The sequence below is a fragment of the Streptomyces sp. NPDC048420 genome (genome assembly GCF_040651535.1).
Taxonomy (GTDB): Bacteria; Actinomycetota; Actinomycetes; order Streptomycetales; family Streptomycetaceae; genus Streptomyces.
In genome coordinates, this window is record NZ_JBEZKG010000012.1 from 99,237 (window position 1) to 122,207 (window position 22,971).

Annotated in this window: 18 protein-coding genes and 1 pseudogene; 4 read left to right on the plus strand and 15 right to left on the minus strand. The window is 70.8% G+C overall.

All coding sequences use genetic code 11. The features are described from left to right. Positions 1 to 90: 90 nt before the first annotated feature. Positions 91 to 2,613 (plus strand): hypothetical protein, encoded by a 2,523-nt coding sequence (locus tag AB0D34_RS23385; RefSeq protein ID WP_362664346.1) that lies wholly within the window; start codon positions 91 to 93, stop codon positions 2,611 to 2,613. Between the two features lie 51 nt (positions 2,614 to 2,664). Here the strand turns inward: AB0D34_RS23385 and AB0D34_RS23390 are convergent, their stop codons facing one another. Together AB0D34_RS23390 and AB0D34_RS23395 are read right to left on the minus strand one after the other, a co-directional pair. Beyond that, positions 2,665 to 3,561: an alpha/beta hydrolase gene (locus AB0D34_RS23390; protein ID WP_362664347.1), complete on the minus strand. Its 897-nt coding sequence runs from the start codon at positions 3,559 to 3,561 to the stop codon at positions 2,665 to 2,667. 524 nt (positions 3,562 to 4,085) lie between these two features. After that, positions 4,086 to 4,778 (minus strand): metal-dependent transcriptional regulator, encoded by a 693-nt coding sequence (locus AB0D34_RS23395; protein ID WP_057608532.1) that lies wholly within the window; start codon positions 4,776 to 4,778, stop codon positions 4,086 to 4,088. Positions 4,779 to 4,984: 206 nt separating this feature from the next. On the opposite strand from AB0D34_RS23395, the gene AB0D34_RS23400 reads away from it, so the two are divergent. Continuing rightward, complete coding sequence (locus AB0D34_RS23400; protein WP_362664349.1) at positions 4,985 to 5,761, plus strand: SIS domain-containing protein; 777 nt, start codon at positions 4,985 to 4,987, stop codon at positions 5,759 to 5,761. An 11-nt stretch (positions 5,762 to 5,772) separates the two neighbouring features. Here AB0D34_RS23400 and AB0D34_RS23405 read toward each other — a convergent pair whose 3' ends face one another. From AB0D34_RS23405 to pdxH, 3 genes are all read right to left on the minus strand, one after another. Further along, positions 5,773 to 7,185, minus strand: coding sequence for a PAS domain-containing protein (locus AB0D34_RS23405; RefSeq protein ID WP_362664351.1), 1,413 nt, complete (start codon positions 7,183 to 7,185; stop codon positions 5,773 to 5,775). A 121-nt stretch (positions 7,186 to 7,306) separates the two neighbouring features. Beyond that, positions 7,307 to 7,765, minus strand: a complete 459-nt coding sequence (locus tag AB0D34_RS23410; RefSeq protein ID WP_362664353.1) for a GNAT family N-acetyltransferase — start codon at positions 7,763 to 7,765, stop codon at positions 7,307 to 7,309. Positions 7,766 to 8,105: 340 nt separating this feature from the next. Next, positions 8,106 to 8,777 carry a pyridoxamine 5'-phosphate oxidase gene (pdxH, locus tag AB0D34_RS23415; RefSeq protein WP_362664355.1) on the minus strand — a complete coding sequence of 224 codons (672 nt, stop codon included), beginning with the start codon at positions 8,775 to 8,777 and terminating at the stop codon, positions 8,106 to 8,108. A gap of 126 nt (positions 8,778 to 8,903) precedes the next feature. On the opposite strand from pdxH, the gene AB0D34_RS23420 reads away from it, so the two are divergent. After that, complete coding sequence (locus AB0D34_RS23420) at positions 8,904 to 10,028, plus strand: citrate synthase 2 (protein ID WP_362664357.1); 1,125 nt, start codon at positions 8,904 to 8,906, stop codon at positions 10,026 to 10,028. Here AB0D34_RS23420 and AB0D34_RS23425 read toward each other — a convergent pair. The 8 genes and pseudogenes from AB0D34_RS23425 to AB0D34_RS23460 form a co-directional block, all read right to left on the minus strand. Next, the gene (locus tag AB0D34_RS23425; RefSeq protein ID WP_280858379.1) at positions 10,025 to 10,636 is read right to left on the minus strand and encodes a TetR/AcrR family transcriptional regulator; all 612 of its coding nucleotides are present in this window, start codon (positions 10,634 to 10,636) and stop codon (positions 10,025 to 10,027) included. The two genes, AB0D34_RS23420 and AB0D34_RS23425, sit on opposite strands and share 4 nt — an antisense overlap. Beyond that, a complete protein-coding gene (locus tag AB0D34_RS23430; RefSeq protein WP_362664359.1) occupies positions 10,624 to 11,358 on the minus strand; it encodes an enoyl-CoA hydratase family protein in 735 nt (244 codons plus the stop codon). The genes AB0D34_RS23425 and AB0D34_RS23430 overlap by 13 nt, the downstream gene beginning before the upstream one ends. Continuing rightward, positions 11,355 to 12,923 carry a 4-coumarate--CoA ligase family protein gene (locus AB0D34_RS23435; RefSeq protein WP_362664361.1) on the minus strand — a complete coding sequence of 523 codons (1,569 nt, stop codon included), beginning with the start codon at positions 12,921 to 12,923 and terminating at the stop codon, positions 11,355 to 11,357. Before AB0D34_RS23435 ends, AB0D34_RS23430 begins: the two co-directional genes overlap by 4 nt. Before the next feature lie 17 nt (positions 12,924 to 12,940). Next, a complete protein-coding gene (locus tag AB0D34_RS23440; protein ID WP_362664363.1) occupies positions 12,941 to 14,071 on the minus strand; it encodes an acyl-CoA dehydrogenase in 1,131 nt (376 codons plus the stop codon). Between the two features lie 9 nt (positions 14,072 to 14,080). Then, positions 14,081 to 15,928: a biotin carboxylase N-terminal domain-containing protein gene (locus AB0D34_RS23445; protein ID WP_362664365.1), complete on the minus strand. Its 1,848-nt coding sequence runs from the start codon at positions 15,926 to 15,928 to the stop codon at positions 14,081 to 14,083. A gap of 12 nt (positions 15,929 to 15,940) precedes the next feature. Continuing rightward, positions 15,941 to 17,548, minus strand: a complete 1,608-nt coding sequence (locus AB0D34_RS23450; protein WP_362664367.1) for a carboxyl transferase domain-containing protein — start codon at positions 17,546 to 17,548, stop codon at positions 15,941 to 15,943. Continuing rightward, the gene (locus tag AB0D34_RS23455) at positions 17,545 to 19,233 is read right to left on the minus strand and encodes an acyclic terpene utilization AtuA family protein (protein ID WP_362664369.1); all 1,689 of its coding nucleotides are present in this window, start codon (positions 19,231 to 19,233) and stop codon (positions 17,545 to 17,547) included. Before AB0D34_RS23455 ends, AB0D34_RS23450 begins: the two co-directional genes overlap by 4 nt. A 416-nt stretch (positions 19,234 to 19,649) precedes the next feature. Next, positions 19,650 to 20,429 (minus strand): annotated as a pseudogene (locus tag AB0D34_RS23460) (TIGR03084 family metal-binding protein); the annotation flags it as partial. Positions 20,430 to 20,676: 247 nt separating this feature from the next. On the opposite strand from AB0D34_RS23460, the gene AB0D34_RS23465 reads away from it, so the two are divergent. Then, the gene (locus tag AB0D34_RS23465; RefSeq protein WP_362664371.1) at positions 20,677 to 21,153 is read left to right on the plus strand and encodes a GtrA family protein; all 477 of its coding nucleotides are present in this window, start codon (positions 20,677 to 20,679) and stop codon (positions 21,151 to 21,153) included. Positions 21,154 to 21,332: 179 nt separating this feature from the next. On the opposite strand, the gene AB0D34_RS23470 is transcribed toward AB0D34_RS23465, so the two are convergent. Then, positions 21,333 to 22,184 (minus strand): helix-turn-helix transcriptional regulator, encoded by an 852-nt coding sequence (locus tag AB0D34_RS23470; RefSeq protein WP_362664373.1) that lies wholly within the window; start codon positions 22,182 to 22,184, stop codon positions 21,333 to 21,335. A 10-nt stretch (positions 22,185 to 22,194) separates the two neighbouring features. Beyond that, on the minus strand, positions 22,195 to 22,941 hold the full coding sequence (locus AB0D34_RS23475) for a DUF6879 family protein (protein ID WP_362664375.1): 747 nt from the start codon (positions 22,939 to 22,941) through the stop codon (positions 22,195 to 22,197). Between the last annotated feature and the right edge of the window lie 30 nt (positions 22,942 to 22,971).

Here is a 22,971-nt window from a genome sequence, read left to right on the forward strand (position 1 = left end):
CAGAGTCGGCCCTTAGAGTGAACCGAGCGACTCCTGTGAGGTGTCAACCAGGTGGGTCGCGAAGGGGATCAGGGGCAAGGGGGCTCATTCATGCACGGTGTTCGAAGATCCGTCGGGGCGGGGCTGTGCGGGGCGGTCATCGCCGCGTCCGTACTTCTCGCGCCCCCGGCCACGGCGGCTCCGACACCGGAGGGCACAGGGAGGATCACCTCTCGGCCGGGCGCGCCCGGCGTCGAGTTGGGCAACGGCGACCGCGTGGACCTCGTCGGCGGCCGGAACCTCCGGGTCACCGCGGCGGACAGCGCGGAGCGGACCCGCTACACCGTCGCGTCCCTCGGCGGCACGGTGTCGGTGCGGCCGAGCGCCGAGCGCGCGGCGGAGCGGGAGCCGGCGAGCCTCGCGCTGAAGTCGGCCCCCGCGGCCGCGACGACGGCCGCCGCCTCGACGTACTCCGTCAAGCTGACGATCACGCACGCGGACGTGGCGAGCAAGCTGTTCACCGTCTGGGACCGCAAGACCTGGACGTCGTACCCGGTCGACAGCGACGCGTACGGGCCGACGTCCAGCGTCAAGCTGCCGCCCGGCGACTACTTCGCGGTGGCGCTGCACTCCGACTTCCTCCAGCCGAGCTATCTGCTCACGCAGTCCTTCACGGTCGGCTCGGCCGCCAGGACGGTGACCTTCGACCAGCGGGCGGCCAAGGAGACCGGCATCCGCACCGACGACACCAGCGCCACCCGGCAGTCCGCCGCGGTCTGGCTGAGCGTGCCGGGCGGTGACGTGGCGGGCTTCGCGGGCGCCGACGACGCCAAGGTGTACGTCACGCCGTTCGCCCTGCCGGGCGTCTCGCTGCGCATCCACGACGTCCTGGCGAAGAAGGGCTCCTCGGCGAACGTCCCGAGCCCCTACCGCTACGACCTCACCCACAGCTTCACCAACACCGTGCCGGCCTCGCCGGTCAAGAAGGTCACCCGGGCCTCCCTGGCCAGGACCGTCACCCGGATCGGCGCCCCGGGCACCCGCACCACCGCCGTCCTCCAGTCGGTGCCGTACCTCGGCGATTGGACCGGCGTCTACATAGGCAACGCGGTACCGGTGGCCGGTTCCGTCACCGAGTACGTCACCCCGGGCGTCGAGTACGGCCGGATCCTGGACTACGGCACCTTCGACCAGTACCTGAACCTGCCCGCCCGCACCCTGCCCGCGGGCACCGGTGCGGGCGAGACACTGGGCGCGGCCCCGCTCCAGCCCGTGCTCGGAGAGGGCACCGGCTCGGAGCTCTACAACCACAGGTTCTATCTCGACGAGGGAAGCGCGTTCGGCGACGCCGACGGGCACCAGGGGACCGACGACCGCGCGCGCTCGTCGTACCGGCTGACGGGCGCGGACGGCGTGGTCTACGCCGACGGTTCCGGCATCGACGCGTACCACTCGCTGATGTCCTCGGCGCTGCCGGTGCGGGAGCAGTCGTACACCCTGCAGCAGAGCGTGCACCGCCGGGTGCCGTACGCGCGGCTGGCCACCGACGTGCACAACACGTGGACGTTCCGTTCCGGCAGCACCTCCGCGGGTGCCGCCGGGCAACAGCTCCCGCTGATCGACGCCCAGGTGAAGGTCTTTGGCCTCGACGCCTCGGGCCGGGCCGGTGCCGGGACAGTGCGGGTCGCCGCGACCGCGTCCACCCGCAACGCCGACGCGGACACCGCGCACACCCGCGTCACCGGCCTCGCCGCCTCGACCGACGGCGGCACCACCTGGACCGACCTGCCGCTCGCGGAGGACGGTTCGGCGCAGTACGCCGTCCCGGCCGGCGCCGCCTACGTCACCCTGCGTGTCACCGCCGTGGACGACCAGGGCGGCAGCCTCAGCCGCACGCTCGTGCGGGCCTTCGGGGGCCCGGCCCGGCAGGGCGACGAGACGGCCGGCTCGACCCGGATCTCCAACGTCGTCGTCAACGGCGGCAAGCCGGTCCGTCTCAGCGACCAGCCGCTCCAGCAGTTCACGGCGAAGTTCACCGCCACCGACCCGTCGGGCATCGCGAGCGGCGACATGTACCTCTACAAGGGGTCCTACGACGCCCCGAGCGCGGTCCTCTACGGCACCTCGCCCGCCTCCTGCACCAGGGTCGGCGCGACGACGTCGACCTGCACGGCCCAGTTCGCCTACATCCAGCCCCGCTGGAACTTCGGGCGCAACGCCTTCGCCGGCACCTGGAACACGGCCGCCTGGGCCGAGTCCGGCGACGGTGTCGGGTTCGCCGACCGACACGCGGTGAAGGCGGTGCCGGTGCTGCGGGACGCGGCCCTCACGGTCAACGCCTCGCCGGAGCCCGTCGCCAGGAACAAGACCCTCACCGTCACCGGGAAGCTCTCCCGGGCCGACTGGGAGACCCTCGGCGGCTTCCACGGGTATGTGGGACAGAAGGTCCAGCTGCAGTTCCGCAAGAAGGGCGCGAGCACGTACACGACCGTGAAGACGGTCACGACGAACAGCACCGGGAACCTGAAGACCACGGTCAAGGCGACCACCGACGGCTTCTGGCGCTACACCTTCGCGGGCAGCGCCACGACCGCGACCGCCACGGCGGGCGGCGACTACGTCGACGTGCGCTGATCCGTTACGGCCCCCGGCCTCCGGCGAGCGTGGTTCGCCGGAGGCCGGGGGTCAGCCGGTGTCCCCGCCGCCCAGGCCGTCCGGACTGCCCAAGCCGTCCAAGCCGTCCAGGAACGGCTCTGTGACGGCCCGCCACGCCTCCGGCTGGTCGTAGTGGACCAGGTGGCCGGCGTCGGCGACCTCGGCGTACTCGCCGCGGGGCAGGACGCGGACCATCTCCTGGGCCTCGGCTCGGCCCAGCTCACCGTCGAGGCCACGGACGACCAGGGTGGGGCACCTGACCTGGGCGAGTTCCTCCCAGTGGGCGTCGTGGACCCAGGTCTCGCGGGACTGGAGCATCTGCTCGGGCTCGAAGACGGGGCGCCAGCCGTCGGGGGACTCGGCCATCACCTCGGCGTAGAACTCACCGCGCGCGGGGTTGGGCCGCTCCACCCAGGGGTCGTCCTCGCCGAACCACTTGCGGACGTCGGAGAGGGTGGCGAAGGGGACGGGCCAGGCCCTGAACCACTCGCCCCACTCCCGCTGCGAGGCGGCGCCGAGGGCGGAGGCCCGCATGTCGCAGATGATCAGTCCGCGGACCAGGTCGGGACGTCGGGCCGCGAGCTGCCAGGCGGTCAGGGCGCCCATCGCATGGCCGATGAGAACGGTCGGGGCGAGGCCGAGCTGTTCGAGGGCCGTCTCGGCGTCCTCGACGTACGCGTCACGGGTGAAGGAGGCCCGAGGGGGCTTGTCGCTCTGGCCGTGACCACGCTGGTCGAGCGCGACGGCCCGGTACCGCTCGGAGAGCCAGCGGGCGGTGGACGCCCAGTGCGAGGCACGGCCCATCAGGCCGTGGAGTAACAGCACCCCGGGTGATCGTTTCTCCGGGTCGGTCTTGGGAGGGTCACCGAACTCCCAGGCCGCAAGACGTACGCCGCCCGCTCCGGTCACGTCGATGCGCTGCGCCATTGGCACCCCCCTGGCCCTCTGACTGATGTGCCTGCTGTGCTTGCCCTGCCTGCCGCTTTCTCGTCGCCCATCTCTGCAGCGCATGTCCCCCGCGCCACGTCACCCTCAGGTTATCGAATGCATATTCGAAAATGCGGTCTTGCGCGACAACACCCCTCGTTCGAGTGACCACGCGCAAGGAATGATCGCCGCAGCCGAGGGGAGATCTTCATCGGGAGGCGGACCGCTCGGGGAAATCGGTCCGAGGGGAATGACCCTGGGAGCTCGGGGCTCCGGGTCAGCACCGGGGAGGACAGGCCCCGGCACTGTAAGGTGCCGGGGCCATCCACACGTCTACGGCACATCCGCCCGCCCCCTCAGGTCATATGCCCCACGCGACAGCCTTGCACGGGAAGCGTCGAAGCGCTGCGATTCCGCACCGTGAATCTCGGATTCGACGAGACCGGAACCGCCCCAACCGCCTCACAGGTTCCGGCAATTGAGAACCGGCGCCACCCCTTCGCGCCAGCCCTTCGCGGCACCGCTCAGCGCTTGGCGACGAACACGTGCGACGCGACGTCCGACTCCAGCTCGGCCGCCTCACCGCCGCTGCCCACCAGCACCCCGCCGGCCGACTCCGTCACGCTCACCACCGAACCGGGCTGCACACCCGCCCGACGCAGCGTGTACATCAGCTGCGCGTCCGTCTGGATCGGCTCGCCGATACGGCGTACGACGACCGTCTTGCCGTCGAGACCCGGGTCCAGCTCGGCCAGCGACACCATGCCCTCGTCCAGGAAGGGATCGGCGCCGTCCTTCTCACCCAGCTCCTCAAGCCCCGGGATCGGGTTGCCGTACGGCGACTCGGTCGGGTGCCGCAGCAGCTCCAGCACCCGGCGCTCCACCGCCTCGCTCATCACATGCTCCCAGCGACACGCCTCCGCGTGGACCTGCTCCCACTCCAGGCCGATCACATCGACCAGCAGACACTCCGCGAGCCGGTGCTTGCGCATCACGCGCGTGGCCAGCCGTCGGCCCTCGTCCGTCAGCTCCAGGTGCCGGTCGCTGGCGACGGACACCAGCCCGTCCCGCTCCATCCGCGCCACGGTCTGGCTGACCGTCGGCCCGCTCTGGTCCAGCCGCTCGGCGATCCGGGCGCGCATGGGGACCACACCTTCCTCCTCCAGCTCGAGGATGGTGCGGAGATACATCTCCGTGGTGTCGATCAGTCCGGACATACGTGCCCCTTGATGAGATCTGCCGGAAGCACGACAGCTTCCCGGCGCGTGCGCTGGCCCTGACGTCAATTCTGCCGGATACCACTGACAAGCGTGCCGCGCCGTTGAAACCAAGCGGTTACGACCGGGCCCGCGGCCGTATTGACATCCCACTGGTCCAGACCGCACGGTGATCCGCGACACGGCGACGAAGGGTTGGGCGACGCATGGGCGAGACGGGCTCCGCGACCAGAAACGACAAGTTGTCCGGACAGTTCCTCGACGCCGCGATCGGGCTGCTGCAACGGCTCCGCGACGAGGAGGGCGAGGCGATCACGGCGGCCGGGGCGCTCCTCGCCGACACCGTCGCCTCCGGTGGCCGCCTCTTCGCCTTCGGCGCCGGACACTCCTCGCTCGCCGCGCAGGACCTCGTCTACCGGGCCGGCGGACTCGCCCTCATGAACCTGCTGACCGTGCCCGGAGTCGTGGGCGTCGACGTCATGCCCGCCACGCTGGGCTCCGCCCTGGAACGCGTGGACGGCCTCGCGAGCACGGTCCTCGGCTGCTCACCACTCCGCGCGGGCGACGCGCTGGTGATCATCTCCCTCTCGGGCCGCAACACGCTCCCCGTGGAGATGGCCCTGACCGCGCGCTCCATGGGCGTGAAGGTCATCGGCGTCACGTCGGTCGCGTACACGACGTCGACGAAACCGCGCCACTCCTCGGGCACCTTCCTGAAGGACCACTGCGACGTCGTCCTCGACTCCAAGATCGCCGTGGGAGACGCGGTGCTCTCCCTGGACACCGTCCCGGCACCGTTCGCGCCCGCGTCCACGGTGGTGACGTCGGCCCTGTTGCAGGCGGTGATGGCCACGGCGGCGGGCGCGCTGGCGGAGCGGGGGATCGAGCCGCCGTTGCTGCGGTCGGGGAACGTGGACGGCGGGCTGGAGTGGAACGAGCGGGTGTTCGAGGAGTACGGGGAGCGGATCTTCTACCGGCAGTAGCCCTGCAAGCCCTACACCCGCCCCACCACTCCGCCCAGATCCAACGCCGACGCGATCCGAACCGCCACATCCTCCGCGTACACCGCATCGCCCCGCTCGAACTGCCCCCTCCCGGAGCCCCGCAGGAACGTCACGACACCCAGCGTCCGGCCCCGGCTCCGCAGCACCGCGCACAGGGCGTGCACCACGTCCCCGGGCCACTGCCGGGCCAGGGCCCACTCCCGGGCCCGGTCCGCCGGCACCGTCCCCACACTCGCCCGCACCGAGCCCACCCGGTCCACGCACTGCAGTGCCGGATGGCCCTCCCCGTACCGCACGGGCAGTCCGGCCGCGCCCGACGCCTGCAGGCTCGGCCCGGGTGCCCCGGAGGGTGTCGCCGCGACCCGTACCAGCCTGACCGGACCGGACTCCTCCCCGTCGGCCACCGCACCCCCGGCCACCCGGTCGATCAGCGCGTGGTCGGCGAATCCGGCGAGTGCGAAGTCCAGGTGGACGACCGCCGCCTCGGTCGGGTCCTCGCACTCCGCCGCTGCCCGGGCCGCCCGGTGCAGCTGGTTGGAGCGGAAGCGCAGCAGCGAGGCCTCCTGCTCGCTCTGCTTGGCCTCGGTCACGTCGTGGAACAGCCAGCCGACGCCCAACGGCACCGGCTCCTCCGTGAGCGGCGAGGCCAGCCGTACGAAGCCGGAGCGCCAGCAGCGCCGCTTCTCACCGTCCGGCGTCCGCACCCCGACCCAGATCTCGGCCGGGGCCGGCGGCGCTCCCTCGGCCAGCACATGCGTGAGCGCGCTCTCCAGCTCCTCCACGCCCTGCGCGAGCAACTCCCCGAGCGGCCGCCCCAGCACGGACGTACGCCCGACGCCCAGCGACCGGGCCGCGTGCGCGTTCACCACGGCGGGCCGCAGATCCGCGTCGACCAGCACGACACCCCACGAGGCGTCCTCGAACAGGGCCTCGCTCAGCGCGATCGACCGCTCCAGGTCGATCTGGGTGTGCACCTCGCTGAAGGCGCAGTACAGCCCGGCGGGCTCGCCGTCCGGTCCTCGTACGGCCGCGGACTGGGTCCGCACGAGGACCCGGCCGCCGTCCTTGGTCAGCAGCGCGAACTCGTGCACCTGCCGGCCGGGGGCCCGCATGGCGGACATCAGCCGCCCCTCGACCTCCTCGGCGTCGGCCGGCCGTACGGCCCACCCGGCGAAGCCGTGCCGGCCCACGGCCTCGGCCGCGGTCCAGCCGAGGATGCGCTCGGCCTCACGGTTCCAGTGCGTGACGACCCCGTCGGCATCGAAGGCGCACAGTGCCGCGTCCATCCCGTCGAGGAGCGCGGCGAGCAGGTCCGAGCCACCGCCCGAGCCCTCCGGGCCGTCCGGCCCGGGCCCGTCGGGACCCAGCTCGTCGGTGGTCCCACTACGCCGGGAAGCACTCACCTGGACCCCCTGCCGGCTGCTTCGCTCACTAACAATCATTCAACTCGAACGTGACGCAGCACACACCACGTTCCCGCAAGATTAAGAGAATCGTTGTACGCCGGAAACGCCCGGAATCCCCTTAAACGGCTCCCCGGTCCGGCTCCAGCCGCAGGTCGATCCACTCGTCGCTCTCGCCGTCCAGCACATAGCGGTCGACCTCGACGAACCCGCGCGCCCGCGCGAACCGCGTCCCGTCCCCATTGACGGCCAGCACACATGTCTCGATCACCCGGGCGCCGAGCACGCGCGCGTGATCGAGACCCTTCTCGTACAGAGCAGTCCCGAAACCCCGTCCCCGGTAATCGGGCAGCACGCGCGCGATGACGGTCGCCACGGCGTCCTCCCCGTCCGGCGGCCGGACGGTCGAGCAGCCCACGAGCGTGGTCCCGAGATACGCGTTCTCCAGCCGGTACCGCCGACCGCGCTCCCGTACGTCCGCGAGTCCCATGGCGGCGGGCGGAACGATCACGTTGTGCACGTACCGCCACTCCTCGGCCATCTCGTCCCCTACGACGGGTTCGATCCGCAGATCAGTCATGGGCCGCACGCTAGGTGGTCGTTCCGGGTGCGTCCATCGACTTCGGGGACTGCCGATGCACCTCCCCCGAAAAAGGGGTTGAACCGGAGGGGGCAGTCTTTTTAGGCTGCGGGTACTTCGGAGAGGAGGTGGTTCGGCAGATGTATTCATACCGGACGGAAGAGGTGGCTGCGGGCTAGCGGCCCGTCACCCACCGAGTGCGGTGCCGGACCAGCGTGTACGAGATGCACGCAGCCGGCCAATCCAACGCAGTCACCCGACCCGCGAGCTCGCCGGTAACGTCCGGCCGGCTCCCCCGCCGTCAGGCGGAGGGACCCAGAGCTCGCGGGTCGCCTGCGTTTCAGGGACTCAGCCGCTCCACCCGCCAGCTCCCGTCCGGCTGCGCCACATAGCGCAGTCTGTCGTGGAGGCGGTTCTCGCGGCCCTGCCAGAACTCGACGGTCTGCGGGGCCACCCGGAAGCCGCCCCAGTTCGGGGGGACCGGGACCTGCTCGCCCTCGGGGTAGCGGGTGGCCAGGTCGGTGTAGGCGGTGTCGACGGTCTCGCGGGTCTCGATCACCGAGGACTGCGCGCTGGCCCAGGCGCCGAGCTGGGAGCCGTGGGGCCGGGTGCGGAAGTACGCGGCGGTCTCGTCGCGGCCGGTGCGGCGGGCGACGCCGGTGACGATGACCTGGCGGGCCATGGGGTGCCAGGGGAAGAGCAGCGAGATGTACGGGTTCTGCGCGAGGTCTCTGCCCTTGCGGGAGTCGTAGTTCGTGAAGAAGACGAAGCCCTGTTCGTCGAACTGCTTCAGGAGCACCGTGCGGGAGCTGGGGCGGCCCTCGGCGTCCGCGGTGGAGACGACCATGGCGTTCGGCTCGAAGAGGTGCGCCTCGGTGGCGGCCTGTTTGAACCAGCGCGCGAACTGTTCGACGGGCGTGGCGGCCAGGTCGGTCTCGGCGAGGCCCTCCGCGCGGTACTGCTTGCGCATGGAGGCGGGGTCCGGGGCGGCGGCGTCTGCTGCGTCGGTCACGCCGTCATCTTGCCGTACGGACCCTTCCCCACGGACGGTGGCACTGAGTGCCGCCAGCACTCCCCAAAGGTGGCACTCGGGGATATCGTGGCGTCATCCGTCGTACACATCATGAGGAGCCGCCTGATGTCCGACTTCGACCCCGGCTTTGACCCCGGCTTTGTACCCGGCCTCGAAGGCGTCGTCGCTTTCGAGACGGAGATCGCCGAACCGGACAAGGAGGGCGGCGCGCTGCGGTACCGGGGCGTCGACATCGAGGATCTGGTCGGTCATGTCTCGTTCGGCAACGTGTGGGGGCTGCTGGTCGACGGCGCCTTCAATCCCGGTCTGCCGCCGGCCGAGCCGTTCCCGATCCCGGTGCACTCCGGGGACATCCGCGTGGACGTCCAGTCGGCGCTCGCCATGCTCGCCCCGGTGTGGGGGCTGAAACCGCTGCTCGACATCGATGCCGAACAGGCGCGGGCCGACCTCGCCCGGGCCGCCGTGATGGCGCTCTCCTACGTCGCCCAGTCCGCGCGCGGGCAGGGGCTGCCGATGGTGCCGCAGCGGGAGATCGACAAAGCGCAGTCCGTCGTCGAGCGGTTCATGATCCGCTGGCGTGGGGAGCCGGATCCGAAGCATGTGGCCGCCGTGGACGCGTACTGGACGTCGGCCGCGGAGCACGGGATGAACGCGTCGACGTTCACCGCGCGCGTGATCGCCTCCACGGGGGCGGATGTCGCCGCGGCTCTCTCGGGGGCCGTGGGAGCGATGTCCGGGCCGCTGCACGGAGGTGCTCCGTCCCGGGTGCTCGGGATGATCGAGGAGATCGAGCGGACGGGCGACGCAGAGGCCTACGTCAAGCAGGCGCTGGATCGTGGTGAGCGGCTGATGGGGTTCGGGCACCGGGTGTACCGGGCCGAGGATCCACGCGCGCGTGTGCTGCGTCGTACGGCTCATGAGCTGGGGGCGCCCCGGTTCGAGATCGCGGAGGCGCTCGAGAAGGCGGCCCTTGCGGAGTTGCATGCGCGGCGGCCGGATCGGGTGCTGGCCACGAACGTGGAGTTCTGGGCGGCCATCGTGCTCGACTTCGCGGAGGTGCCGGCGCACATGTTCACTTCCATGTTCACGTGTGCTCGTACTGCTGGGTGGTCGGCGCACATTCTTGAGCAGAAGCGGACGGGGCGGTTGGTGCGGCCTTCCGCGCGGTATGTGGGGCCCCCGGCTCGGGATCCTCGGGACATCGAGGGGTATGGGGGGATCGCCGACTAGAGCGCCTCGTTCAGTAGTCCCGCCCACTGCTCCACCACACGGTCCCGTCTGGCCGCGTCGTCCGTGAGGAGGTTGGCCAGGCCCAGGCCTCTTGCCATGTCCAGGAGGCCCTGGACCGTTTCCCGGACTCCCGGGCGGGACTCGTCCGCGCCGAGCAGGTCCACCGCGATCCGGTGGGTCTCCCGGCCTACGCGCGCCTCCAGTTCGGTGACCTGGGGGCGCAGTTGCTCCTCGTTGGAGGCGGCGACCCAGAGGTGAAGGGCGGCGCGGAACAGCGGGCCTGTATAGAGGTCCACGAGGGCTGAGATCACCGCGCGGCGGTCTTCCGCCGCGCCCTGCGGGAACAGGGCGCGCAGGGCCGTGGAACGCTCTTCTGCCACGTATTCGACCGCCGCCGTGAACAGGTCCTCCCTGGTCGGGAAGTGGTGTTGGGCGGCGCCTCGGGAGACGCCGGCGCGCTCGGCGACGACGGTGACCGTGGAGCCGGCCCAGCCGTGTTCCGCGAGGCAGGCCACGGCGGCTTCAAGGAGGCGCTGCCGGGTGGCGCGGCTGCGGTCCTGCTTGGGTACGCGTTCGGCCCGGTCGCCGATCGTGGTCACACCACCCATGAGGGATCCCGTCGTTCCAGGAAGGCTGTCATGCCCTCGCGCGCGTGCGGCGAGGCGAACAGCCGGGCCGAGAGCGCGGTCAGGTCGGCCGCGTCCCGGTCGAAGGTCTCCAGCACCCTAGCTGTGAGCAGCCGTTTCGTTTCGGCCAGGGCTTCGGGGGCGGAGCGGCGCAGACCGTCGAGGATGGGTTCGAGTACGGCGTCCACGTCGTCGCCCGCCGCCGTGACCAGGCCGATGCGGGCCGCCTCGGCCGCGTCGAAGCGCTCGCCGGTGAGGTAGTGACGGGCCAGCGCGCGGGGGTCGGTGCGGGGCAGCAGGGTCAGTGAGATGACCGCGGGGGCGAGCCCGATCCGGACCTCCGTGAAGGCGAACGTCGACTCCGTGGAGGCGGCCGCGATGTCGCAGGCGGCGAGGAGGCCGAGGCCGCCCGCGCGGACGTGTCCGGTGACCCGGGCGACGACCGGTTTGCCGAGTTCCACGATCTGGCGCAGGAGGCCGACCAGGGAGTTCGGGTCCGGCGGGTCCTTCAGGTCGGCGCCCGCGGAGAAGGTGTTGCCGGTGTGAGTGAGGACGATCGCGCGGACGTCCGGTTCCTTGGCGCAGTCCGTCAGCGCGGCGGCCAGCTCCCCCACCAGGGCGGCCGAGAGGGCGTTGCGGTTGTGCGGGGAGTCGAGGGTGAGGGTCTCGACGGCACGCGCGCGTGTGCGGGCGATGAGCGTCATACGCGTTCCCTGAGCTGTCGTCGGAGGATCTTGCCGGAGGCGGCGCGGGGCACCCCGGCGATGAAGGTGACCTGGCGGACCCGTTTGTAGGGGGCGACGCGTTCGGCGACGTACATCATGACCTCGCCCTCGGAGAGCTCGGGGGCGCTGGGCTGGCGGACGACGAAGGCGTGCGGGACCTCGTTGCCGTCCTCGTTGTAGACGCCGATGACGGCCGCGTCGGCGATGCCGGGGTGGGTGAGCAGGAGGGCCTCCAGTTCGGCGGGGGCCACCTGGAAGCCCTTGTACTTGATGAGCTCCTTGACCCGGTCGACGACGAACAGCCAGCCGTCGGCGTCGACATGGCCGACGTCACCGGTGTGCAGCCAGCCGTCGGGGTCGATCATCGCGGCGGTGTCGTCGGGGCGGCCGAGGTAGCCCTTCATGATCTGCGGGCCGCGGATGAGGATCTCGCCGGGCTCGCCGATGTCGAGGTCCTTGTCGGGGTCGTCGAGGGAGACGATCCGCATCTCGGTGCCGGCGATGAGCTTGCCGACCGTCCCCGGAGGCGCCTCGCGCATGGCGGACAGGGGGACGACGTGGGTGCCGGGCGAGAGTTCCGTCATGCCGTACGCCTGGCCGACGGGCGGGAGGCCGAGCCGGGCCGAACAGGCGGCGGCGAGTTCGGCGTCCAGCGGGGCGGCGGCGCTGATGATGTGGCGGAGGGACGAGAGGTCGTACTCCTCGATCAGCGGGTGCTTGGCGAGGGCGAGGACGATCGGCGGGGCCACGTACAGGCCGGTGATGCGGTGGTTCTGGATCGCCGCGAGGAAGGTCTCCAGGTCGAAGCGGGGCAGGACGACGACGGTGGCGCCGAGGCGCAGGGGGGCGTTCATGAGGGCCGTGAGGCCGTAGATGTGGAAGAAGGGCAGGACGGCGAGGATGCGGTCCTCGGGGCCCGCCGACATCACCGGTTCCAGCTGGGCGAGGTTGGTGGCGATCTGCCGGTGGGTGAGCATCACGCCCTTGGGGGTGCCGGTGGTGCCCGAGGAGTACGGGAGTGCCGCCACGTCCGTCGCGGGGTCGATGGCGATGTCCGGCTCGGGGGCCGTCGAGGCCAGCATGTCGATGAGGGAACGGTGTCCGGGGGCGCTGTCGCAGACGAAGATCTCCCGTACTCCGCCCGCGAGTTCGGCGGCCCGCCGTGCCGTCTCCAGGAGCGGGGCGACGGTGACGATCCAGCGGGCGGCCGAGTCGCCGAGCTGCTTGGCGAACTCCTCCGGCGTGGACAGCGGGTGCACGGTCGTGACGGAGGCACCCGCGCGCGTGGCGGCGTAGAACGCGGTCGGGAAGGCGATCGTGTTGGGGCTGTGCAGGGCGAGTACGTCCCCCTTGGCGACGCCCGCCTCCGCCAGGCCCGCGGCGACCCGGCGGTGGAAGGCGTCCAGTTGGGCGTAGGTGAGGGTGGTGCCGTCGGTGCCGTCGATCAGGGCGGGCGCGTCCCCGAACTCGGCGGCACGGGCCAGCACCGCGTCGTGGATGGGGAGCTCTACCGGCGTGACGTCTGGGTACTCACTGCGGAACACGGTTCCTCCAAGGCGGCCTAGTACGACTTGGGCAGGCCCAGGGTCTGGTGGGAGACGTAGTTGAGAATCATCTCCCTGCTCACCGGTGCGATACGAGCCACGCGCGCGGCCGTTATCAACGAGGCGATGCCGAACTCCCGGGTGAGGCCGTTGCCGCCGAGGGTGTGGACGGCCTGGTCCACGGCCTTCACACAGGCCTCGCCGGCGGCGTACTTCGCCATGTTGGCGGCTTCTCCCGCGGCCACGTCGTCGCCCTCGTCGTAGAGGTGGGCCGCCTTCTGCATCATCAGGCGGGCGAGTTCGAGGTCTATGTGGGCCTGGGCCAGGGGGTGGGCTATGGCCTGGTGGGCGCCTATGGGGGTGTTCCAGACCGTGCGGTCCTTGGCGTACTTGACGGCCTGTGCGAGGGCGTAGCGGCCCATTCCGATCGCGAAGGCCGCGGTCATGATGCGTTCGGGGTTGAGGCCTGCGAAGAGCTGCAGGAGGCCTGCGTCCTCGTCTCCTACGAGGGCTTCGGCGGGGAGGCGTACTTCGTCGAGGGTGAGCTCGAACTGCTTTTCCGGGGCGTCCAGTTCCATCTCGATACGGCGCCTGTCGAAGCCCGGGGCGTCTCGCGGGACGATGAACAGGCAGGGCTTCAGGCGGCCGGTCCGGGAGTCCTCCGTGCGGCCGACTATGAGGGTGGCGTCCGCTATGTCGACACCGGAGACAAAGACCTTTCGGCCCGTGAGCAGCCAGTCGGCTCCGTCGCGGCGGGCCGTGGTGCTGATGCGGTGGCTGTTGGAGCCGGCGTCGGGTTCCGTGATGCCGAAAGCCATGGTGCGGGTGCCGTCGGCGAGTGCGGGGAGCCAGTCCCGCTTCTGGGAATCCGTGCCGAAGCGGGCGATCACCGTGCCGCAGATGGCGGGTGACACGATCATCATCAGGAGGGGGGCGCCGGCTGCGCCGAGCTCTTCCAGGACGATGGAGAGTTCGGCTATTCCGCCGCCTCCGCCTCCGTATTCCTCGGGGAGGTTGACGCCGAGGTAGCCGAGTTTGGCTGCTTCGGACCAGAGTGCCTCTCGGTCGTAGGTGCGGCCGTGGCGTTTGCCCAGGGCGGATACGGCTGTTCGGAGGGCCTTGTGCTCATCGGTTTCGATCGTGGGCATGTGGCTCCTTCAGGTGGATCGGACTACTGCCAGTAGAGAGCCGACCGTCACCTGCTGGCCGACGACTGCATTCAGCTCGCTGAGCGTTCCCGTGTGCGGGGCCGTGATCTTGTGTTCCATCTTCATCGCCTCCAGCCACAGCAAGGGCTCTCCGGCTTCTACGGCGGAGCCCTCCGCCAAGCCCTCCGCCACCCTCACCACCGTTCCCGGCATCGGGGCCAGCAGGGAACCCGGCGCCAGCTGGGCCGTCGGGTCCGGGAAGCGGGGTAGGGCCTTGAGGGTCGTGCCGTTGACGTAGACCTCGTCGCCGTACCTCGTCACCTCGAACTTCCGCTGCACGCCCTCCACTTCGAGTACGACCCTGCTCGCGTCCGCGTGGAGCACCCGGACCCCGTCCGCCGCCAGACCCTCCCTCGTGTGGCGGTAGTGGACCTCGTGCTCCTCCCCCGCCATCGCGTACCGCTTCGTCTGCGGGGCCGAGTGCAGGTTGCGCCAGCCGCCGAATCGGGAGCGGCCGACCGCGTCCGCGAGGGCCGCCGCGAGGGGGGCGTACGGGTCGGTGGGCCGGGTCGTGAGTTCCGCGAGGTGGCGGTCGTAGAAGCCCGTGTCCATGCGGGCGGTGGTGAACTCCTTGTGGCGCAGGGAGTCGACCAGCAGATCTCTGTTGGTGATCGGGCCGTGGATCGTCGCTCTCTCCAGGGCGCCGGACAGTTTGCGGAGCGCCTCCGCGCGGGTGGGGGCGTGGGCGACGACCTTCGCGAGCATCGGGTCGTAGTGGACGGGGATCGGGTCGCCGTCCTCGTACCCCGTGTCGAGGCGGACCGCGGGTGAGAGGGACAGGCGGTGCAGGGTGCCCGTCTGCGGGGTCCAGTCGCGCGACGGGTCCTCGGCGTAGAGGCGGGCCTCGACGGCGTGGCCACGCGCGCGTGGGGGCTCGTCGGGCAGCGGGGTACCTTCGGCGATCCGGATCTGTTCCGCCACCAGGTCGAGGCCGAACACCGCCTCCGTGACCGGGTGTTCGACCTGGAGGCGGGTGTTCATCTCCAGGAAGTGGGCCCTGCCGTCGGAGCCGGAGATCAGGAACTCGACCGTGCCCGCGCCCACGTAGTCCACCGCGCGTGCGGCTCGTACGGCCAGTCGGTGCAGTTCCTCGGTGAGGTCCTCCGGGAGCCCGGGGGCCGGGGCCTCCTCGATCACCTTCTGGTGGCGGCGCTGAAGGGAGCAGTCGCGGGTGCCGAGGGCCCAGACCGTGCCGTGGGTGTCGGCGAGGATCTGGACCTCGACGTGGCGGCCGTCCTCGACGTACGGCTCGACGAAGACCTCGCCGTCGCCGAAGGCGCTCGCGGCCTCGGCGCGGGCGCTCTCCAGGGCCGGGGCCAGGTCCTCCAGCCGGCGCACGACGCGCATTCCGCGGCCTCCGCCGCCCGCGGCCGCCTTCACCAGCACCGGCAGGTCGGCCTCGGTGACCTCGGGCAGCAAGGCGATGCCCATCAGTTCCTTCGCGCGCGTCTTGGACGCCATCGCCTCGATCGCGGCCGGGGGCGGGCCGATCCAGACCAGGCCGGCGGCGAGGACCGCCCTCGCGAAGTCGGCGTTCTCGGACAGGAAGCCGTAGCCGGGGTGCACGGCGTCGGCGCCGGACGCGATCGCCGCCTTCACGATCAGGTCGGCGCGCAGGTAGGTGTCGGCGGGGGCCGCTCCGGGGAGTCGTACGGCCGTGTCCGCCACGCGCGTGTGGAGGGCGTTCGCGTCCGGGTCCGAGTGCACGGCGACCGTTCGGATTCCCAACTCACCGCAGGTGCGGAAGATCCGGCAGGCGATCTCGCCCCGGTTGGCGACGAGCACAGAAGTGATCACTGAAGGGTTTCCTCACATCCGGAAGACGCCGAAGCCGCCGCGTGCGCCCTCGTAGGGGGCGGTGTGGATCGCGGACAGGCACATTCCCAGGACCGTCCGGGTGTCGCGGGGGTCGATGACGCCGTCGTCGTAGAGCCGCCCGGACAGGAACATGGGCAGCGACTCGGACTCGATCTGCTGCTCCACCATGGCGCGTAGGGCGGCGTCACCCTCCTCGTCGTACGGCGCTCCCTTCGCGGCCGCCGACTGGCGGGCGACGATGGAGAGCACACCCGCGAGCTGCTGGGGGCCCATGACGGCCGACTTGGCGCTGGGCCAGGCGAAGAGGAAGCGGGGGTCGTAGGCGCGGCCGCACATGCCGTAGTGGCCGGCGCCGTAGGAGGCGCCCATCAGGACGGAGAGGTGGGGGACCTTCGAGTTGCTCACCGCGTTGATCATCATCGCGCCGTGCTTGATGATGCCGCCCTGTTCGTACTCCTTGCCGACCATGTAGCCGGTGGTGTTGTGCAGGAAGAGCAGGGGGATGTCGCGCTGGTTGGCCAACTGGATGAACTGGGCCGCCTTTTGGGACTCCTCGGAGAACAGGACCCCTTGGGCGTTGGCCAGCACACCGATCGGGTAGCCGTGTAGTTCGGCCCAGCCGGTCGCCAGGCTCGTCCCGTACAGGGGCTTGAACTCGTCGAAGTCGGAGGCGTCGACGATCCGGGCGATGACCTCGCGCGGGTCGAAGGGTGTGCGGAGGTCGCCGGGGACGATGCCGAGGAGTTCGTCCTGGTCGTACTTGGGGGCCTCGGCGGGGCCCGGATCGCCGTACGCCTTGCGGTGGTTGAGGCGGGCCACGACCCTGCGGGCCTGCCTCAAAGCATCCTGCTCGTCCACGGCGAAGTAGTCCGCGAGGCCCGACACGCGCGCGTGCATCTCGGCGCCGCCGAGGGACTCGTCGTCGCTCTCCTCACCGGTGGCCATCTTCACGAGCGGCGGGCCGCCGAGGAACACCTTGGCCCGCTCCTTGACCATGATCACGTGGTCGGACATGCCGGGGATGTACGCGCCGCCGGCCGTGGAGTTCCCGAAGACGACGGCGACGGTGGGGATTCCGGCCGCCGACAGCCGGGTCAGGTCGCGGAAGATGGCCCCGCCCGGGATGAAGATCTCCTTCTGGGAGGGCAGGTCGGCGCCGCCGGACTCGACGAGGCTGATGCAGGGCAGCCGGTTGGCGAGCGCGATGTCGTTGGCGCGCAGGGCCTTCTTCAGCGACCAGGGATTGCTCGCGCCCCCGCGTACGGTCGGGTCGTTGGCGGTGATCAGGCACTCCACGCCCGCCACCACCCCGATCCCGGTGACGAGGGAGGCGCCAACTGCGTACTCGGGGGAGGCACTGCCCCAGGCGGCCAGCGGGGACAGCTCCAGGAAGGGCGTGTCGGGGTCGAGGAGCAGTTCGATGCGCTCGCGGGCGAGGAGTTTGCCGCGCCTTCGGTGCCGCTCGACGTACTTCTCGCCGCCGCCCGCGAGAGCCTTCGCGTGCTCGGCGGTCAGCTGGTCCAGCTTCGCGAGCATGGCCTCGCGGTTGGCCCGGTGGTCGGGGCTGTTGGGGTCCAGGGTGGTCGGCAGAACGGTCATAGCAAGGCCTCCGGGATGTCCAGGTGGCGGGAGCGCAGCCATTCGCCGAGGGCCTTGGCCTGCGGGTCGAAGCGGTGCTGGGCGGCGACGCCCTCGCCGAGGATGCCCTCGACGACGAAGTTCAGGGCGCGGAGGTTGGGCAGGTCGTGGCGGGCGACCTTCAACTCCGCTGTCTCCGGGAGGAGTTCGCGGAGGCGGTCGACGGTGAGGGTGTGGGCGAGCCAACGCCAGGCCTCGTCCGTGCGGGCCCACACCCCGACGTTCGCGTTGCCGCCCTTGTCGCCGCTGCGGGCGCCGGCGATCAGGCCGAGTGGCGCGTGACGGGTCGGGCCTTGCGGCAGGGGCTCAGGGAGGGGTGGGTTGGGCAGGTTCTCGAGTACGGCGGTCTCCTGGGCCGGTGCCACAGAGATCGGTGACACAGGGATCCGTCGCCCGTCGTGGAGGACGGCCACATGGTCCACGGCTCCATGGGGGACGTACACATCCTCGAAGACCCCATAGGGCGAGCCCTTCCCGGGTGGTGCCAGCACATGGAACCCGGGGTAGCTGGCCAGGGCCAGTTCCACGGCGGCCCCGCTGAGCGCCTTCCCGACGACTCCCTGGTCGGGGTCACGGACGACGAGCCGCAGCAGTGCGCTCGCCGTCTCCTCCGTCCCTGCGTCCGGGCGGTCGGTGCGGACCAGGTCCCAGCGGGTGTGGGCGACCTTGCTGAGCGCGGGGGCCATCTGCTCCCGCACCAGCGCCGCCTTGGCCTCGATCTCCAGGCCGGTCAGGACGAAGGTGACCTCGTTGCGGAAGCCGCCGAGCCGGTTGAGGCCGACCTTGAGGGTGGGGGGCGGGGCCTCGCCGTGTACGCCGGAGATCCGGACCCGGTCGGGGCCGTCCTGGGTGAGCCGGATGGTGTCGAGGCGTGCGGTGACGTCGGGTCCGGCGTACCGGGCGCCCTGTGTCTCGTACAGCAGCTGGGCGGTCACCGTGCCGACGTCGACGAAGCCGCCGGTGCCGGGGTGCTTGGTGATGACGGCGGTGCCGTCCTCGTGGAGTTCGGCGAGGGGGAAGCCGGGCCTTCTCAGATCGCGCCGGGCCTCGGTGAAGAAGGCGTAGTTGCCGCCGGTCGCCTGTGTCCCGCACTCCAGGACGTGCCCGGCGACGACGGCCCCCGCGAGGCGGTCGTAGTCCCCCGGCCCCCAGCCGAAGTGGGCGGCGGCGGGACCGGTGACGAGAGCCGCGTCCGTCACCCTTCCGGTGACCACGACGTCGGCGCCCTCCCGCAGACAGACGGCGATACCGAAGCCGCCGAGGTAGGCGTGGGCGGCGAGGGCGCCGGGGTGGTCCCGGGTCAGGTCGTCGCCCTCGACGTGGCCGACGCGGACCGGCAGGCCGAGGCGGCTCGCCAACTCCCTTATCTCGTCGGCGAGTCCGGCCGGATTGAGCCCGCCCGCGTTGGCCACGATCCGGACACCCCGCTCGTGCGCGAGGCCGAGGGACTCCTCGAGTTGACGCAGGAAGGTGCGGGCGTATCCGGCTCCGGGGTCCTTCAGCCGGTCGCGGCCGAGGATGAGCATGGTCAGCTCGGCGAGGTAGTCACCGGTGAGGACGTCGAGTTCACCGCCGGTGAGCATCTCGCGCAGGGCGTCGAAGCGGTCGCCGTAGAAACCGGAGGCGTTGCCGATGCGGAGGGTCATTCGGCGGGGTCCTTCGGGGGGCGGCTGGGGGCTGTTTGCTCCGCCGGGTGTCCGGGGGCTGTTTGCTCCGCCGGGTGTCCGGGGGCTGATTCCTTTGCCAGGTGTCCGGGGGCTGATTGCTCCGCCAGGCGTCCGGGGGCTGATTCCTCCGCCAGGCGTCCGGGGGCTGATTCCTTTGCCAGGCGTCCGAGGGCTGATTCCTTTGCCTCGCGGTGGGGTGCCGCGCCGTTCCCCGGGAGGCCGGGAGCCGCGTCCTCCTCCGGGCGCCCGGGAGCCACGTCCTCCTCCGGGAAGCCGGGAGCCGCGTCCTCCTCCGGGCGCCCGGGAGCCGATCCCCTTGCCGGGTCGCCAGGAGCGGATTCCTCCGCCGGGTGCCCGGGAGCCGTTCCCTTCGCGGGGCGGCCGGCAGCCGTTCCCTTTGCCGGGCGGCCGGCGCCGGGTGGGCCCGCGAAGGCCTGGGCGATGTCGAGCCAGCGGTCGGCGTCCTCCCCTACGGCGGTCAGGGCGAGGTCGGCGCGGTGGGCGCGCTGGGTGACCAGGAGGCAGAAGTCGAGGGCGGGGCCGGTGACGCGGTCGGCGGCGTCCTCGGGGCCGTAGACCCACAACTCCCCGGAGGGGGCCGTGAGTTCGATGCGGAACTCCTCGAACGGCGGGGTCAGTCCGTGCACGCCGAAGGAGAAGTCGCGGGTGCGGACGCCGAGGCGGACGATGTGCCGGATCCGGTCGGTGGGGGTGCGGGTGACGCCGAGCGCGTCGGCCACGTCCAGGCCGTGGGCCCAGGTCTCCATGAGGCGGGCGGTGGCCATGGAGGCGGTGGACATGGGCGGGCCGTACCAGGGGAAACGGGCGCCGTCAGGGGCCGCACGCAGAGCCTCCGCGAGGTCCTCACGTCCGGCACGCCAGTAGGCGAGCAGCCGGGCGGGCGGTTTGGCGGCCCCCTCCTCGGCGCCGTTGTCCACGAAGTCCCCGGGCGCGGCGAGCGCCTTCTCGACCTCGCGGGAGAAGGCCTTCGGGTCGGTCACGGCCAGCAGGGAGGAGTGGTCGGTCCAGGCGAGGTGAGCGATCTGGTGGGCGACGGTCCAGCCGGGGGCGGGGGTCGCGAGCGCCCACTGCTCCTCGCTCAACTCGGCTACCAACAGGTCGACTTCGTCGCTCTCCGCGCGGAGGTCGTCGATGACGTGGGTGGGGTCGGCCATGGGGCGAGGATGGCAGGAGGGGCCAAAACAAGCAAGCGTGCTTGCATTAATTCGGGCGAGCATGGCGTTCACCACCTTTCCATTGCAACGAACACTCGCATGACGTTGCATTAATGCCAGAACCATTGCAATGAATTACGACCCTCTACCTGCATCTAGCGCGTTTTAGCGCAACAACAGTGTTGCCAGCCTCATGAACGCAACGTAGCTTTTCCAGAGTCGGAAACCACAACGGGAGGAGCCCATCATGAAGTCGCCGCGCGCACCGCAGCCCGGCTCCCTCGCCGCATTCCTACGGTTCGTGGTTCTCGGGGGCGGTGTCGGAGTCCTCGCCGGCTTCGCCGTACCCCTACTCGCCATGGCCACGCCGTGGGCGGTCGCGAACGCCGTCGTCACTCTCGCTTCGACCGTCCTGTGCACCGAACTCCACGCCCGTTTCACCTTCGGCAAGGGTCGCGCTGCCGGCTGGCGCGAGCACTGGCAGTCGGCGGGCTCGGCCACCGCCGCGTACGCGGTGACCAGCATCGCCGTGTTCGTCCTGCACCTGGTGCAGTCATCCCCGGGCCTGCTGACGGAGCAGGTCGTCTATCTGGGCGCGTCCGGCCTCGCGGGCGTGGGGCGGTTCGTGGTGTTGCGGGTGTACGTCTTCGCTGCGCGCCGGGATGAGGCGGGGCCGCGGAAGCGGCGGGGGGCGGCGACTGCGCCGGTGCTGCTGGCGGCGTAGGCGGAGACTCCTCAGTTCGCGAAACGACCAAGCGGTGGGCCGAACATCGTGAAGCTCTCGGCCACGGGCCGACGAGGCGTACGACGAGTTGGTCAGGGTGATGCGCGCGACGGAGATCTTCGAGCCGGTCGTGAACCACGCGCACCCGCCGAATCGCGAACTCCCCTGCCAGACAAGCCTCAACGCAGGTTCAGAGCGCGGCGGGCAGAGCTGATGACGTTGTGGGCGTCGGCCCCGTACACGGCCGACTCACTCAAGGTCTTCCAGACCTTCTTGTACAAGGCGATGTTGTCGGCGTCGTCCAACCACAGTTCGGCGTGCCAGTCCTCCGCGACCACCAGCCGCTCATCAAGGACCCAGAAGCCGTTGGCGGGCACGATCTTGACGGACGCGGTGAACGGGATGATGCCGAGCTCCACCGTGTCCATCCCGAGCATCCCGGTAAGGCGGTCGACCTGCGCGGCCAGCACGGAGGGCGGACAAATCAGCGACCGCAACGCCGCTTCCCACATCAGGACGTGCAGCTTGCGTCCGGGTTGGTACAGCCACTCTTGTCGCTGCACCCGGGAACGCACGGCGGCCTCGATGTCACTCGCCCCGCCCAACAGCTCGGAATAGCGCTGGATGACGTGGCGCGCGTACTCGGGCGTCTGCAACAGTCCTGCGATCACGGACTCTTCCCAGACCCACATGTCCGAGGTGCGGTCGATCTCGGCGCTCAGTCCCTCGTGCAGCGGCTTGAAGCCGTTCGCCAGCGCTCTGCGCCATGACCTGATGTGCGACTCGAACCCCGCCAGCCGGGCGGCGAGTTCGGCGTACGCCCCCGGCTGCTCGGTTGCGTCGGCCCACGCCCTCAGGTCCTCGGGGGTGGCCGTCTGCTTGCCGTTCTCCAGCTTGCTGACCTTGGAGCCCGGCCAGCCGAGCCGCTGGGCGAGTTGCTGACCGGTGAGCCGACCACCAGGGCACGTGAAGCGGAGTTCACGCAGTCGCGTCCCCAACGCCGCCCGTGCCTGCTGGTAGTCAGTGCTCACCGGTCACGCGCTATTCGGTCTCGGCCACCTGCGCGGCGAACTGGTCGCGCGGGATGGCGTGGTGCATCGCCGCGTCACGCACCATGGCGTAGCGCACGACCTCGGCCGGTTCGGTGATCAGCTCGATGTTCAGCAGGTCGTCTTCGTCGTCGAAGCGCAGCAGCGCAACAAGGCGCGAGTCGAAGATCCAGAAGTCCTCAGCGGGCAGGCCGGCCGCGTCCTCGCGCCACAGGTACCGGACGTCCTCGCCGAACGCGGCGTTGTGCCGGGCGTAGTCGAGCAGGAAGAGCTGTTCCGTCGTGGGTGGGCAGTCGGCGACGCGTACGCGGCCGACGGTCTTGCCCGCGTCGGTCTGGGTCTTGATGTTGACAAGCCAGGGCTCGTTGGGGTCGCAGGGCGAGGCGCCGGTCGCCAAGAACACCTGAAAGTCGGGGTCCTGTCGGTCCGACGCGTATCCACGCCGCGTCTCCAGCCGCCAGGCTGTGTGCTGGAAGGTCTCGAACAGACGGCGGAAGGTGGCCCGGTCCACGATGTCGGACACCCGCTCCACCTCCTTCGGTCCCCAGTTCACGAGCAGTTCGCGCGGTACGGCCACCGCCGCCTCGTCGGCCCCGAAGTGCTGGAGCTGTGCGAGGTCTTCGGGGTCAGTGATGGGCGTGCCCTGCACGATGATCTCGCCGGTGCCCTCGTCCGTGTGCAGGGCGGGGCAACCGTCGACCTTGCTGTCTGTGCCGGTGAAGCGCAGCTGACGAGCCATGGACGCTCTCCCTTCGAGGAGTCTTGATCC